The sequence below is a fragment of the Pseudarthrobacter phenanthrenivorans genome (genome assembly GCF_036455295.1).
Lineage (GTDB): Bacteria > Actinomycetota > Actinomycetes > Actinomycetales > Micrococcaceae > Arthrobacter > Arthrobacter phenanthrenivorans_C.
In genome coordinates this window covers 122797-137516 of record NZ_JAYXNX010000005.1, presented here as the reverse complement: position 1 = coordinate 137516, position 14720 = coordinate 122797, and the positions used below count along the sequence as shown (strand labels likewise).

Annotated in this window: 12 protein-coding genes; 8 read left to right on the top strand and 4 right to left on the bottom strand. The window is 67.0% G+C overall.

What is annotated here, in order from left to right; genetic code table 11:
- Nucleotides 1-71: 71 nt before the first annotated feature.
- Nucleotides 72-1571 carry a DUF349 domain-containing protein gene (locus VXJ37_RS08455; protein WP_331322597.1) on the bottom strand — a complete coding sequence of 500 codons (1500 nt, stop codon included), beginning with the start codon at nucleotides 1569-1571 and terminating at the stop codon, nucleotides 72-74.
- 66 nt (nucleotides 1572-1637) lie between these two features.
- Entirely contained in the window at nucleotides 1638-2456 is an 819-nt protein-coding gene (locus VXJ37_RS08450; RefSeq protein WP_331322596.1) for a peptidylprolyl isomerase, read from the bottom strand.
- 230 nt (nucleotides 2457-2686) lie between these two features.
- On the opposite strand from VXJ37_RS08450, the gene hisS reads away from it, so the two are divergent.
- Entirely contained in the window at nucleotides 2687-4057 is a 1371-nt protein-coding gene (gene hisS / locus VXJ37_RS08445; protein WP_331322595.1) for a histidine--tRNA ligase, read from the top strand.
- A gap of 9 nt (nucleotides 4058-4066) precedes the next feature.
- Here the strand turns inward: hisS and VXJ37_RS08440 are convergent, their stop codons facing one another.
- Nucleotides 4067-5320, bottom strand: coding sequence for an APC family permease (locus VXJ37_RS08440; protein WP_331322594.1), 1254 nt, complete (start codon nucleotides 5318-5320; stop codon nucleotides 4067-4069).
- Between the two features lie 97 nt (nucleotides 5321-5417).
- On the opposite strand from VXJ37_RS08440, the gene aspS reads away from it, so the two are divergent.
- Together aspS and VXJ37_RS08430 are read left to right on the top strand one after the other, a co-directional pair.
- The gene (gene aspS, locus VXJ37_RS08435) at nucleotides 5418-7214 is read left to right on the top strand and encodes an aspartate--tRNA ligase (protein ID WP_331322593.1); all 1797 of its coding nucleotides are present in this window, start codon (nucleotides 5418-5420) and stop codon (nucleotides 7212-7214) included.
- A gap of 121 nt (nucleotides 7215-7335) precedes the next feature.
- Nucleotides 7336-8115 (top strand): GNAT family N-acetyltransferase, encoded by a 780-nt coding sequence (locus tag VXJ37_RS08430; protein WP_331322754.1) that lies wholly within the window; start codon nucleotides 7336-7338, stop codon nucleotides 8113-8115.
- 45 nt (nucleotides 8116-8160) lie between these two features.
- Here VXJ37_RS08430 and VXJ37_RS08425 read toward each other — a convergent pair whose 3' ends face one another.
- Nucleotides 8161-8823, bottom strand: coding sequence for an acVLRF1 family peptidyl-tRNA hydrolase (locus VXJ37_RS08425; protein ID WP_331322592.1), 663 nt, complete (start codon nucleotides 8821-8823; stop codon nucleotides 8161-8163).
- A gap of 76 nt (nucleotides 8824-8899) precedes the next feature.
- On the opposite strand from VXJ37_RS08425, the gene VXJ37_RS08420 reads away from it, so the two are divergent.
- The 5 genes from VXJ37_RS08420 (at nucleotide 8900) to alaS (ending at nucleotide 14718) form a co-directional block, all read left to right on the top strand.
- Nucleotides 8900-10354: a replication-associated recombination protein A gene (locus VXJ37_RS08420; RefSeq protein ID WP_331322591.1), complete on the top strand. Its 1455-nt coding sequence runs from the start codon at nucleotides 8900-8902 to the stop codon at nucleotides 10352-10354.
- A gap of 169 nt (nucleotides 10355-10523) precedes the next feature.
- Nucleotides 10524-11150, top strand: a complete 627-nt coding sequence (rpsD, locus tag VXJ37_RS08415; RefSeq protein WP_141941565.1) for a 30S ribosomal protein S4 — start codon at nucleotides 10524-10526, stop codon at nucleotides 11148-11150.
- A 144-nt stretch (nucleotides 11151-11294) separates the two neighbouring features.
- Nucleotides 11295-11669, top strand: coding sequence for a DUF948 domain-containing protein (locus tag VXJ37_RS08410; protein ID WP_141941563.1), 375 nt, complete (start codon nucleotides 11295-11297; stop codon nucleotides 11667-11669).
- Between the two features lie 16 nt (nucleotides 11670-11685).
- Nucleotides 11686-11916, top strand: a complete 231-nt coding sequence (locus VXJ37_RS08405) for a DUF6167 family protein (RefSeq protein WP_331322590.1) — start codon at nucleotides 11686-11688, stop codon at nucleotides 11914-11916.
- A 123-nt stretch (nucleotides 11917-12039) separates the two neighbouring features.
- On the top strand, nucleotides 12040-14718 hold the full coding sequence (gene alaS, locus VXJ37_RS08400; protein WP_331322588.1) for an alanine--tRNA ligase: 2679 nt from the start codon (nucleotides 12040-12042) through the stop codon (nucleotides 14716-14718).
- The last annotated feature ends 2 nt before the right edge of the window (nucleotides 14719-14720 follow it).

Sequence of the window (14720 nt, the reverse complement as noted above, 5' to 3'; positions counted from 1 at the left end):
CAGGCACAGGCCCCGTCCAGGTTATGTGGATAACCGGGACAGGGCCTGTGCGCGTCAGCTGGCCGAAAAGGTCAGGAGAGTTCGCTGGCGGATCGCTGGATCTGGTCGAGCCAGGCCTGGCGCGCCTCCAAGGCTTCGCGGGCGGCCTTGATCTTGCCGTCGTCGCCGCTCTTCTCAGCCGTGGCCAGGTCTTCCTGAAGGCCTGCGATGGCTGACTCCAGCTGGGACAACGCGCTGTTGGTACGCGCCTTGCGCTCCGGGTTGGACCGCTGCCACTGCTCTTCCTCCGCCTGGCGAACGGCGTCCTCCACCTTCCGCAGGCCGGCCTCAACCCGGCCCATGTCAGCGCGTGGCACCTTGCCGGCCTCTTCCCAACGGTCGCGGATGGACTGGAGTGCCTTCTTCGCGGCCGCCAGGTCCTTGACCGGGAGGATGGTGTTGGCCTCTGCCAGGAGCGCTTCCTTGACCGTGAGGTTCGCGGCGTATTCCTGGTCGATCTCGTCGTTGGCGGCCTGGCGGGAGGTGAAGAAGACGTCCTGGGCGGCACGGAACCTGGCCCACAGCGCGTCGTCATCCTTGCGGCTGGCCCGCGGGGATGCCTTCCACTGGTCCATCAGCCTGCGGTACTCGCCGGCGGCGTAACCCCAGTCCGTGGACGTTGACAAGGCCTCAGCCTCGGCAATCAGCTTCTCCTTGGCGGCCTTTGCGGCGGAGTTGTTGCTGTCCAGCTGGGAGAAGTAGGCGCGGCGGTGGCGGTCGAAGACGGTCCGGGCGGCACGGAACCGCTTCCACAGTGCGTCCTCATTGCTGCGGCCCAGCCGCACGCCGCTCTTCTGGGCTGCCTTCCAGTTCTCAAAAAGCTCGTTCATCCGGGCACTGGAGGTCTTCCACTGCGTCTGGGTCGGATCCTGGCCGGAAATCTGTTCGGCCTCGGCGACGATGGCCTCGCGCGCCGCCAGCTCAGAGGCACGCACGGCGTCGTGCTCAGCCTTTTCGGCCTTTTCCAGCTCGGCGATCTGGCCGGACAGGTTGTCCAGACGTGCCTCGGCTGCGCGGAGGTCGCCCACCATGTTGCGTTCGGCCAGCTGTTCATGCAGGTGCGTCACCGTCTTCTGCATGTCGGTGCTGGGGGCCTTGGAGCTGACCCGCTGCTCCAGCAGTACGATCTGCGCCAGCACGTCGTCGTACTTCCGCGCGAAGTAAAGCAGGGCTTCGTCGTCGCTGACGCCGGGGTACTGGCCGACCGGGTGTTCTCCGCCGTCGATGTTCAGGTAAACGTGGCCGTCTCCCTCTACCCGGCCCCATTTGGAAGCCTCGGCGACAGACGTGCTGGGCGCGGCAGGAACCGGAGCTGCGGCCGGGGCGGCGGCAGCGGGCTTGGGCCGCGATGCGAAGGCTGCGGGGGAGGGTGCAGACGGCCGCGGTCCGGGAGCAGGTGCCGGCGCTGCGGGCGCCTCAGGGGCCGTAGGGGACTGGGCGGCAGGTGCGTCCGTACCTTCGTTGGCGTCCGAAGCCGCCGCCGTTTCGGTCAGGTCTGTTGCTGTTTCGTCGGATTTCTGACTGTCTGTCACCGCTAAAAGTCTTTCGCTTGGAGGGAAATACTCACGTGCTCACCGTGGCCCGTGCGGCCCGGCTTCCTACTTCAGAGAAAACGAGTCTATCGTGACTGGTTGTTTTGGCGCGCCGTCCGTGTCGCTGGCGCCGGGGGTGATTCCCGCGGCAGCAATGTTGGACACAACATCCAGGCCGGACGTCACCTTTCCCACTACCGTGTAGCCGCCGGCGGCGTCCGCCGGGATAACGGTGTCCTTGTACACGATGAAGAACTGCGTGCCGTTGCCGTAAGCGTTGTTGCCCGTACGGGCGACGGCGATGGTGCCGGCAGGGTAGGTGTTGTCAGCAGGGGTGTTCTCCAGCGGGCCCCACGTGTAATTGGGGTCGCCCTGGCCGTCTCCGTTGGGGGACCCGCATTGGAGCACGCCGAACTTGTCGGCAGTGGTCAGCCTGTGGCACGTCTTGCCGTTGAAGTAGCCCTGGTCGCTGAGCGATTTGAAGACTGCGGCCGCCTGCGGCGCCTTGGTGCCATCCACTTCCACGCCAAGCGGGCTGCCGTTCAGCAGCAGCTGGCCCGTGAAGGTCTTGCCGGCGGCAGTGTCTGCAGCGGGAATGTTCGGTCCGTTGGTTGCCGGTGCCGACGGCGTGGCGGACGGGCTTGCCGAGGCGGATGGTTCCGTCAGTCCTGCCTGCGCGGCAGCGTATTCGTCCTCCGTTGGGTTTCCGGCGAATGCGGTGAGTTGAAGGACGACGGCGAGCGCCACGGCGGCGGCCCCCGCACCGGCGGCGACGAGGTTGTCGCGCTTCCGTCGCTTCTCCTGGCCGCGCCGGAGCTCACGCTTGGCTTCCATTTGCTGGATGCGCCGTTTTGCTTCGCGGGCACTGCGTGAACTGGCCGCCAAGGGTCCTCCTCATCGTCGGTCTGCTGGTGCCCGGCGGTTGGCCGCAGGGCGCAGTCATCAGGCGCCAGACTGCCCGCTTCCGCCGCATTAGAGATGCACACGGATGCCGCATAAACTGGCTGCCGCACATAGTTTATGCATGGCTGGCTGTGCTGCCGCCGCACGTTGCCTCTTAACGGGGTACGTCAGGCAGCCCGCCGTGCCTTCCATCCCTAAGGAGAACCTTCCCCATGGCACGCACCGCCTCCCTGTCCGGATTCCCCGAGTGGCTTCCCGAGGAGCGGCTGGTGGAGCTGCATGTGCTCGATACCCTGCGCCGGGTTTTTGAACTGCATGGGTTCGGCTCGATCGAAACCCGCGCAGTGGAAACTGTTGGCCAGCTTCTCCGCAAGGGTGAGATCGACAAGGAAGTGTATGGGCTCAGCCGGCTCCAGGAGGACGAGAGTGACAACCCCGTCAAGGGCGGCAAGGCCGATCCCAACGCGCTTGCCCTGCATTTCGACCTGACAGTGCCTTTTGCGCGGTACGTCGTGGAGAACGCCGGCTACCTGTCCTTCCCGTTCCGCAGGTACCAGATCCAGAAGGTGTGGCGGGGGGAGCGGCCCCAGGAAGGCCGCGCCCGGGAATTCACCCAGGCCGACATCGACGTGGTGGGCGACGGCGACCTTCCCTTCCGCTACGACGTGGAGATTGCGCTGGTGATCGCCGAGGCCCTCAGCTCCCTGCCCATCCCGGACTTCCGGCTCCGGATCAACAACCGGAAACTCGCCGAAGGCTTCTACCGCGGCATCGGGCTCGATGACACCGCAGGGGTACTGCGCAGCATCGACAAGCTCGAAAAGATCGGTCCCGACAAGGTGGCCGAACTGCTGAAGACTGAGCTCGGCGCCTCTGACGAGCAGGCCGCCAAAGCCCTGCAACTGGCCGCCATCCGCACCGAGGACACGTCCTTCGTGGCCCAGGTCCGCGCCCTGGGCGTCAGCGATGACCTCCTGGACGAAGGCCTGGACGAACTGGAACAGGTGATTGACGCCGCGGTGCAGAGAGCTCCGGGCAAGGTCCTCGCAGACCTCAGCATCGCGCGCGGCCTTGACTACTACACGGGGACGGTGGTCGAGACCGTGCTGGTGGGCCACGAACAGCTGGGCTCCATCTGCTCCGGCGGCCGCTACGATGCCCTGGCGTCCAAAGGCAACCGCAAGTTCCCGGGCGTAGGCCTGTCCATCGGCGTCACCCGCCTCGTGTCCCGGATCCTGAGCCAGGACCTGGCCAAGGCCTCCCGCTCAGTCCCCACCGCGGTGCTGGTGGCCCTGAACCATGACGACAGCTGGGGCGCCGCCCAGGACGTCGCCGCCCTGCTGCGCAGCCGGGGTATCCCCACCGAAGTTGCGGCGAAGGCGGACAAGTTCGGCAAGCAGATCAAGTTCGCCGACCGGCGCGGCATTCCCTTCGTCTGGTTTACGGACGAGGACGGTACCCACCAGGTCAAGGACATCCGCACCGGCGAGCAGGTACTGGCAGCCCCCGAAACCTGGATGCCGCCGCTGGAGGACCTCACGGTGCAGGTTGAAACAACCGCACCGGCTCCGGCTTCGGTGTAGCGCGGCCGTCTAACGACGTGGCTGGTGCTGCCGGAATCGGAGCACCAGCCAGCGTCCCGCCACGCCCGCGGCGATGACCGCCGCCATGGTCAGGACCGGGGCCGCCGGCAGCGTGAAGGCAAGGACCACGCACCCCACGAAACCCACCGCGTTGAGCCACCGGGGAGCATAGCCCGGGTGGACGGCAAGAGTGTAGGCAGCCGCGTTCGCCACCGCGTAATACACCAGCACACCGAAGCTTGAGAAGCCCACTACCGTCATCACGTTGGTGGTCAGCAGGAGCAGGATGACGACGGCGGCCACGGCAAGTTCCGCCACGACCGGAACCGTGTGGGTGCCGCCCACTTTTGCCAGTGGGCCTGGAAGATCGCGTTCCCGTGCCATGGCCAGGGTGGTCCGCCCCACGCCGGTGATCAGCGCAAGGAGCGCGCCCAGGCACGCGGCGGCGGCGCCCGCCTGCACCAGCGGCGCGGCAGGGGCCAGACGGGAATCCAGTACTGCATCAAGCAAGGGGGCTCCGGAATTGGAAAGCCGCCCTCCGAGATGCGCCAGCAGGAGCACTGCCAGGAGCAGGTAAATGGCGAAGGCGGCTGCCAGGGCCGCCAAAATCGCCCGCGGGATGGCCTTCGCCGGATTCCTGACCTCTTCGCCAAGGGTGGCAATCCGGGCGTAGCCGGCAAACGCGAAGAACATCAGGCCCGCGGCCGGGAGGACCCCTGCCAGGCCGCCGGACTGCGCGCCCGCTGTCCCTGCGGCAGGGTGCGGGCCCAGCACCGAGGCGATGGCAACAAAGACGAGCGTCGCCAGGACCATGCACAGCAGGATCCGTGTCAGCAGGGCGGTACGGGTAATGCCCAGCAGGTTGACGCCGGTGAGGGCTATCACGGCAGCTACGGCCACCGGTACGGCATAGTCCCGCGCCACGTAACTGCCGAATGTCAAAGCCATGGCCGCGCACGATGCCGTCTTGCCTGTCACGAAACCCCACCCGGCAATAAAGCCCGGCCACTCACCGAGCTGTTTGCGGCCGTATACGTAGGTCCCGCCGCTGGTGGGGTACTTCGCGGCGAGGGCTGCGGAAGCAACGGCATTGCAGTACGCCACAATGCCCGCGACCACCACCGCCAGGACCAGCAAGTTCCCCGCAAGCGCGGCCGCCGGGGCGAATACCACAAACACGCCGGCGCCCAGCATGGAACCGAGGCCAATGGCCGTAGCATCGAAGGTTCCCAAGCGGCGTTGCAGCTGCTGCGGTTCGCTCATGCGGCGGCAGTCCCTTTCCAGCGGGTAAACTCGGACGGGATCGTTCCCGCAACGATCATATTGAACTTCCCACTGTTTTCCCGCAGAAAGGCGTGCTGTGCTGCGCACACATGACCTCGGATCCCTTCGCTCCGAGCACATTGGACAAACCGTAACCCTGGCCGGCTGGGTGGGCCGCCGTCGTGATCACGGTGGTGTGGCATTCGTGGACCTGCGCGACGCTTCCGGCGTCGCCCAGGTGGTGGTCCGCGAGGAAGAAGTGTTCCACGGGCTGCGCAACGAGTACGTCCTGCAGGTCAAGGGCACTGTCTCCAGGCGTCCGGAAGGCAACGAAAATCCCGCGCTGGCCACCGGCGAGATCGAGGTCATCGCGGAGGACGTCACCATCCTCAACACCTCGGATCCCTTGCCGTTCCAGATTGATGAGCACGTGGAAGTCGGCGAGGAAGCCCGCCTCAAGCACCGCTACCTGGACCTGCGCCGCCCTGGCCCCAGCCGCAACCTGCGCCTCCGCTCCGAAGCCAACCGCGTGGCCCGCGACCTGCTGCACCAGGAGGGCTTCGTGGAGATCGAGACCCCCACGCTGACCCGTTCGACGCCGGAAGGCGCCCGCGACTTCCTGGTTCCGGCACGCCTGGCCCCGGGTTCCTGGTATGCCCTGCCGCAGTCCCCGCAGCTTTTTAAGCAGCTGCTGCAGGTTGGCGGTTTCGAGAAGTACTACCAGATCGCACGCTGCTACCGCGACGAAGACTTCCGCGCGGACCGGCAGCCGGAATTCACCCAGCTGGACATCGAGGCCAGCTTTGTTGACCAGGACGACATCATCCGGCTGGGCGAAAACATCGTCAAGGCAGTGTGGCAGCTCATTGGAGTGGACATCCCCACGCCCATCCAGCGCATCACCTACGCCGACGCCATGGCCCGGTACGGCTCCGACAAGCCGGATCTTCGCTTCGGCCAGGAGCTGACCGAGCTCACTGAATTCTTCAGGGACACCAACTTCGGCGTGTTCAAGGCTCCCTACGTGGGTGCAGTGGTCATGCCCGGCGGTGCTTCGCAGGCACGCCGTGCCCTGGATGCCTGGCAGGAATGGGCCAAGCAGCGCGGCGCCAAGGGCCTGGCGTACGTCCTGTACAAGGAGGACGGCGAGCTCGCCGGTCCGGTCGCCAAGAACCTCACGGACATCGAGCGCGCGCGACTGGCCGACGCCGTTGGCGCCAAGCCCGGCGACTGCATCTTCTTCGCCGCCGGTGAGAAGACGCCCTCGCGTGCCCTCCTGGGTGCTGCCCGCGTGGAGATCGGCCACCGCACCGGCCTGATCGATCCCAGCGCGTGGGCCTTCTGCTGGGTTGTGGACGCACCCATGTTCGAGCCGGCAGCTGCCGCCGTTGCCTCCGGCGACGTCGCCGTCGGCGGGGGGCAGTGGACCGCGGTGCACCACGCCTTCACCTCACCCAAGCCGGAGTTCCTGGACACCTTCGATAAGGATCCTGAGTCGGCGCTGTCCTACGCCTATGACATCGTCTGCAACGGCAACGAAATTGGCGGCGGGTCCATCCGTATCCACCAGCGCGAGGTGCAGGAACGCGTCTTCGAGCTGATGGGCCTGGACAGGGAGGACGCCCAGACCAAGTTCGGCTTCCTGCTGGAAGGCTTCAAGTACGGCGCACCCCCGCACGGCGGCATCGCCTTCGGCTGGGACCGCGTGGTGTCGCTGCTGGCAGGAGTCGAGTCAATCCGCGACGTCATCGCTTTCCCGAAGTCCGGCGGCGGCCACGACCCCCTCACCGAGGCGCCGGCCCCCATCACGCCGCAGCAGCGCAAGGAAGCAGGCGTGGACTTCAAGCCGGAGGCCAAAAAGCCGGAAGAGAAGAAGCCCGAAGGCAAGCAGTAACACACAGAGCGCGGCCACAGGCCGTACTCATGGAGGTTCCCCGGTCCGCCGGGGGACCTCCTGCCGTTTACAGCCGTTCGTGAAGGAGAAGCCCGTGTCCACCGAGAGCCCCATCCAGCCCATGGCCGTGGACCTCGAAAGCGCCATGGATGCTGCGTGGCCGGCCCTGGAAAAGCAAGCGGCAGGCGGCTGGATACTCAGGGCGGCGGAAGGCGTCACCCAGCGGGCCAACTCGGTCTGGCCGCGTGACCCTTCCGGTCATTCACAGCAGGCGCTTACCGCCCTGCTGCGCGAGACGCGGTCCTGGTACCGCAGCCGGCGGCTGCCGGTCATCTTCCAGCTTTTCGACACTCCAGCAGCATCCGCACTCCACCGGCTGCTGGACGCCGAGGGCTTCACCAGCCAGTCCGAGACTTTCGTTATGACACGCAGCGCCACGGACATCCCGGTTCCCGCAGGCGCCACGCCGGCCGTGCAACTCTCCACGGAACCATCGCAGGAGTGGCTGCAGGTTTGGTGGCAGGTGGACGGCCGTGGCGGGGCGGACTCCCTGGCCGTCGCCGAAAAGATCCTCCGGGGCTGTCCGTCCCTGTATGCCCTGGTGCGGGACAGCGAAGGCCGGGCCGCCGCCGTCGGGCGCCTTGCCCTTCCCGCCGGGAGCAACCAGGCCGGCCTGTACTGCATGGCCACCCTGCCGGAAGCACGCCGGCAGGGCTTCGCGGGAGCAATCCTGCAGGCCCTGCTGCAGGCCGGCAGGGAGCATGGAGCCGCAGGCTTCTGGCTGCTGGTAACAGCGGCGAACCATGGCGCTCAAACGCTGTATGCGAAAGCCGGGTTCCGCGAAACGGCCCGCTACCTCTACCGCCAGGAACGGCCCCGGCGTGCGCTCACCGGCTGCTGACTGACAGCAGTTGGTTGGGCCCGTCGAAACCGGACTTCCGCCGCACTAGGCATCCGTCACCGTGATCCGCACCGAACAGGCGTCCGCCGCCGCCTTCTTCAACACGGCGGCCCGGGGCTCAACCACATCCAGGTAGGCAAGGCGCGGCAGGCGCGCGTAGTCACGCAGCAGGGGTTCTTGAAGGACCAGGTCGGCCAGTGCCCTGTCACCGCCCGGAACTATGTATTCGAAGGCGTGGCCGGCGAAAACCAGCCTTGCCTGCTCCGCCACCGCCGCTACCAACGCGTCCGCCTGGTTGGAACGGCGCCGGGCAAACCGTTGCTGGGACTGGCCCCCGGCGGCGGTGCGGGACTGCACGTACCCGGTGCCGGCCTTCGCTGCAAGCAACACGCCTTCGCTTGCCACCCCGACGCCGTAACCGCCGCGCCGTACCAGCAGCAGTCCCAGCCGGCGCGGCTGCGATGCAAGGGCAACCAGCCGTTCCAGGGGTCCGGCGCCGCGTCCGGGGCGGCCGTCTGCCGGCCAGGGCGGCTGCAGGAGTGCTTCCGCGCCGTCGCCTGCCACCAGGCGGAGGCCGTCGTCGTCATCCTGCATCCGGTAACCGCCGTGGGAGGCGCCGAAGCGTTCCGCCCAGCCGGCCAGCCGGGCACCGGAGACGAATGCCGTCCGGACCGGGGGCGGGGTGCCGGGCGAACCTGGGGCGGGCATGGCGGTTCCTCCGGTGTCAGGGGGCCGGCGGGAAGGCCGGGAAAAACAGGTGCTGGACTGGAAGTAGCCTATCTATGTGGATGATCTCTTCGGGAACGGGCCGGAAAACGACGACGACGACCGTTCCGATGCAGGGACTGGCGCCGGTTCCCGCGGACAGGGTGCGCGGGGACAGGGTTCGCCGCGAAGCCCCCTTGCCGTCCGCATGCGTCCCCGCACCCTTGACGAGGTGGTGGGCCAGCAGCACCTGCTCGGCCAGGGTTCGCCGCTGCGCCAGCTGGCAGCCGGAGCAGGCGCCGACGCCGCCGGTCCCGCCGGTCCCAGCTCCCTGATCCTCTGGGGGCCTCCCGGTACCGGGAAGACCACCCTGGCGCACGTCATTGCCCGTGGACCGGGCCGGAAGTTCGTGGAGCTGTCCGCCATCACTGCCGGCGTCAAGGATGTCCGCCGCGTCATGGACGATGCCCTGACGGCGCGGGATCTGTACAAAACCACCACAGTGTTGTTCCTGGACGAGATCCACCGCTTCAACAAGGCCCAGCAGGACGCGCTGCTGCCCGGCGTCGAAAACCGCTGGGTGGTCCTGGTGGCCGCCACCACGGAAAACCCGTCGTTCTCGGTGGTCTCGCCCCTGTTGTCCCGCTCCCTGCTCCTCACGCTGAGGCCCCTGACCGACGCGGACATCGAGGGACTGTTGCTGCGGGCCGTGGAGGACCCGCGCGGGCTGGGCGGCAGCGTCAGGCTCAGCGACGACGCGCTGGAACACCTGGTCCGGCTGTCCGGCGGGGATGCGCGCAGGGCGCTGACAGCGCTTGAGGCTGCGGCCGGCGTCGCTTTCGGTGACGCGGACGACGTCGGGCGTCCGGTGGGGGAGGAAGAGGCACCCGACGCCCCGGTCACCGTGGAATTGCGCCACACCGAGCGCGCCCTGGACGCCGCCGCCGTCCGCTATGACCGCGCGGGCGACCAGCACTACGACGTTGCCAGCGCGTTCATCAAGTCCATCAGGGGTTCGGACGTGGACGCGGCCCTCCACTACCTTGCACGGATGCTCGAAGCGGGGGAGGACCCGCGGTTCGTAGCCCGCCGGATTGTCATCTCCGCCGCTGAGGATGTGGGCATGGCAGACCCCACGGCGCTCCAGACCGCCGTCGCCGCCGCGCAGGCGGTGCAGCTCATCGGCATGCCCGAAGGGCGGATCATCCTGGCCGAGGCCGTGGTCCACCTCGCCACGGCGCCGAAGTCGAACGCCGCCTACATGGGTATCAACAAGGCGATCGCGGACGTCCGTGCGGGACTCGGCGTGGGCATACCCGCCCACCTGCGCGATGCCCACTATCCCGGGTCCAAGCAGCTTGGCCACGGTGTGGGCTACAAGTACGCACACGATGCGCCGCACGGAGTGGCGGCGCAGCAGTATCCGCCGGATGACCTGGTGGGCCGGGACTACTACCAGCCAACCGGCAACGGTGCCGAACGGGATATTGCCCAGCGGCTTGAGCGGCTGCGGAAGATTGTCCGGGGCAAGTAACCACGTGGTAAGCTGAATCCTTGTCTGGCAAGGCGCCGGCGCACAATCTCCCCAATTTTCGTTGGACAGGTTATGCCCTGCGCCCAGTAGCAAAAGGCAGCGGTTGGCCGATGCTCTCCATGATGGAGGCCAGTAACACTGACACACCGCAGATATTGGAAGGACACAAGTGGCTAACAACACTCGTGCTCGCCGTCAGGCCCGCCTCTCGCGGTCCCTCGGCATTGCTCTGACCCCCAAGGCCGCCAAGTACATGGAGCGCCGCCCGTACGGCCCCGGTGAGCATGGCCGTGCCCGCAAGAAGCAGGACTCCGACTACGCCGTTCGTCTGCGCGAAAAGCAGCGCCTGCGCGCCCAGTACGGCATCCGCGAAGCACAGATGACCCGTGCCTTCGAAGAGGCCCGCCGCACCAAGGGCCTGACCGGTGAAAACCTCATCGAACTGCTCGAAATGCGCCTGGACGCCCTGGTCCTGCGTGCCGGCTTTGCCCGCACCATCGCCCAGGCCCGCCAGCTGGTTGTGCACCGCCACATCATGGTTGACGGCATCCGCGTTGACCGCCCGTCGTTCCGCGTCGGCGAGGGCCAGCTGGTCCACGTCCACACCCGCAGCGAAACCATGGTTCCGCTCCAGGTTGCCGCAGCAGGTGGCCACCGCGACGTCCTGCCTGCCGTTCCGGCCTACCTGGACGTCAAGCTGGAGGCCCTGCAGGCACGCCTGGTCCGCCGCCCCAAGCGTTCGGAAATCCCGGTGACCTGCGAAGAGCAGCTCGTCGTCGAATTCTACGCACGCTAAATCCCAGCAGCGTATCCAAAGAAGCCCGTGGCAAGCGCCGCGGGCTTCTTTGTATGTAAGGTACTTGGGGGACATCTGCGTTCCGCCCTTCCGGGCGTGCGCAGGACTGAACCCACCCACGGAATTTCGAGGAGATGAACGTCTATGACTGGTGGCGATATTGCCGGCCTGATCGCTGCCGGGGTTTTTGCACTCCTGGTCCTGCTGCTTGCGGTCCCCATCCTGAAACTGGGGAAGGTCTTCGATGAGGTACGCACCACCATCAGGTCCCTGAGCGACGGCGCCACCCCCCTCATGGATGAGGTCACCGCCACCGTTTCCACCACCAACCAGCAGTTGAAGAAGGTGGACGGCATCTCGTCGAACGTTTCGGACGCTTCCGCAAACATCTCCGCCCTGTCATCGCTGGTTGCCGCCACGGTGGGTTCCCCGCTGATCAAGGTTGCCGCGTTCAGCTACGGCGTGCGCAGTGCTTTCGCCAACCGCCGGAAGCCCGCTGCCGGGCGCCGCAGCCGCTAGATTCGAAAAGAAGACGATGAAAAGAATTGTGTGGATGGGAATCGGCGTGGCCATTGGCGTCATCGCCTTCCGCAAAATCAACCAGGCCCAGTCCAGCCTTGGGCCCGAGGGCCTCAACCGTGCTGTGGGCCGGCTTGCCGACGGTGTGTACGACTTCGCCGACGCCGTCCGGGCAGGAATGCACGAACGGGAAACCGACCTGAGGACCGCGCTCGGCATCGAGTCCGCGGAAGTGGTTCGCCGCTAGGCCCGCGGGGCCCGTCACCGGCAGCCAGTCAACAACCGGCAGGGATCCGATCCGGAAACCCGCCACCTGAACGAAATATCCGTGCCCCATCGGCGCGGACCAAGAAGGGTAAGAAAACAGCTCATGAAGTCGCAGGAGATCACAAAGCGCTGGGTGGACTTTTTTGTCAGCAAGGGCCACACCGCGGTTCCCTCCGCGTCGCTGGTCTCCAGCGACCCCTCGCTGCTGTTCACGGTGGCCGGCATGGTCCCGTTCATTCCCTACCTCACCGCCCGCGAGGAACCGCCCTACTCCCGTGCCACCAGCGTGCAGAAGTGCATCCGCACCGGCGACATCGAGGAAGTGGGCAAGACCGCGCGCCACGGCACGTTCTTCCAGATGTGCGGCAACTTCTCCTTTGGCGACTACTTCAAGGAAGACGCCATCAAGTTCGCCTGGGAGCTGCTCACCACCAGCGTTGACGACGGCGGCTACGGCCTTGCGCCCGAGCGGCTGTGGGTGACGGTCTACGAGGAGGACGACGAAGCCGAGGAACTCTGGCTCAAGAACACCGGCGTCCCCGCTGAACGCATCCAGCGCATGGGCAAGTCGGACAACTACTGGTCAACGGGCCAGCCCGGCCCCGCCGGTCCCTGCTCAGAGATCTACTACGACCGCGGCCCCGCCTACGGCGTCGAAGGTGGCCCGCTGGCTGACGAGACCCGCTACATCGAAATCTGGAACCTCGTTTTCATGCAGTACCAGATCGAAAACGTGCGCTCCAAGGTCGACTTCGACATTGTGGGGGAGCTCCCCAAGAAGAACATCGACACCGGACTGGGCATGGAACGCCTCGCCATGATCCTGCAGGGCGTCGAGAACATGTACGAGACCGACCAGGTCCGTCCGGTCATCGACAAGGCCGCTGAACTGTCCGGCAAGGAATACACCTCCGCAGAGACTCCTGAGGATCCCCACCACACTGACGACGTCCGCATGCGCGTTGTGGCCGACCACATCCGCTCTGCCCTGATGCTGATCTCCGACGGCGTCACCCCCTCCAACGAAGGCCGCGGCTACGTCCTGCGCCGCCTGATCCGCCGTGCCGTGCGTTCCATGCGCCTGCTGGGCGTCGAGCAGGCCTGCCTGCCTGAGCTGCTGCCGGCTTCCCGCGACGCCATGAAGGGCGTGTACCCCGTGGTGGAGACCGACTTCGCGCGGATCAGCCGCATCGCCTACGCCGAGGAGAAGGCGTTCCTGCGCACCATCGCATCCGGCACCGCCCGGCTGGAGGACGCGGTCAAGGAATCCAAGGCCGCCAACAAGCCGCTGTCCGGCGAGGACGCCTTCACCCTGCATGACACCTACGGTTTCCCCATCGACCTCACGCTCGAGATGGCCGAAGAGGCCGGGTTGAAGGTTGATGAGGCGGCGTTCCGCAGCCTCATGCAGGAACAGCGCCAGCGCGCCCAGGCAGATGCCAAGGGCAAGAAGGGCGGCCACGCCGACGTCAGCGTCTTCCAGGAGCTCCTGGGCCAGGGCGAGACCGTCTTCACGGGCTACACGGAGCTCGAGGGCGAGTCCCGCGTCCGCGGCCTGCTCAGCGCAGGCCGCCAGGTCCAGCAGGCAGCCACCGGCGACGAGATCGAACTCGTGCTGGCAGAAACCCCGTTCTACGCCGAAGCCGGCGGCCAGGCCGCCGACACCGGCCTCATCACCGGCGACGGATTCGTCGTCGAGGTCCTGGACGTCCAGCGCCCCATCAAGGGCCTGAGCGTCCACAAGGCGATTGTCCGCGAAGGCGAAATCGGCGCAGACTCCCTGGTGCGCGCCGCCGTCGACCGTGAACGCCGGCACGCCGCGGAGCAGGCGCACACGGGCACGCACATCGTGCACGCTGCCCTGCACCAGATCCTCGGGCCGGAAGCCACCCAGCGTGGATCATTCAACAAGGCCGGATACCTGCGCTTTGACTTCGCGTGGGGTGAAGGACTGAGCACTGCAACCCGGTCCGAGATCGAAGAGGTCTCCAACCTGGCCATCCGCAACAACTACGCGGTGGATACGAAGATCATGGGCCTTGCCGAGGCCAAGGCCATGGGTGCCATGGCGCTGTTCGGCGAGAACTACGGCAGCGAAGTGCGCGTGGTGGAGATCGACGGCGCATGGTCACGCGAACTGTGCGGCGGCACCCATGTTGCCAACACTTCGCTCATCGGCAGCCTGTCCCTCCTTGGCGAGCAGTCCGTCGGTTCGGGCAACCGCCGCGTTGAAGCGTTCGTGGGCATGGAGGCCTTCCGCCACCTCGCCGCCGAGCGCGCGTTGGTGACGGAGCTGACGGACCTGCTGAAGGTCCCGTCCGGCCAGCTCGCCGACCGGATTTCCGCCACCCTGGCCAAGCTGAAGGCCACGGAGAAGGAACTGGACCGGCTGCGCAAGGAGCAGCTGGCCGCTGCCGCCGCGCAGCTGGTCAACACCGCCCAGGATGCCGCAGGTGTCCGGGTGGTGGCCCACGACGCCGGCACCGTCAGCGGTGCGGACGACCTGCGCGGACTGGCCCTGGACCTGCGAAACCGGCTGGGCTCCGAGGCTGCTGCGGTGGCCGTCGCCGGCGTCGCCAACGACCGCCCCCTGATCCTGGTGGCCACCAACGAGGCCGCCCGGGAAGCCGGCGTCAAGGCCGGAGCGCTGGTGCGCGTCGCCGCCGGTGTCCTCGGCGGTGGTGGCGGCGGTAAGGATGACGTTGCCCAGGGCGGCGGCACGGACGCCGGCAAGGTCGGCGCCGCCCTGGCAGCCGTCGTCGACGCCATCTCCAGGCGCTAATC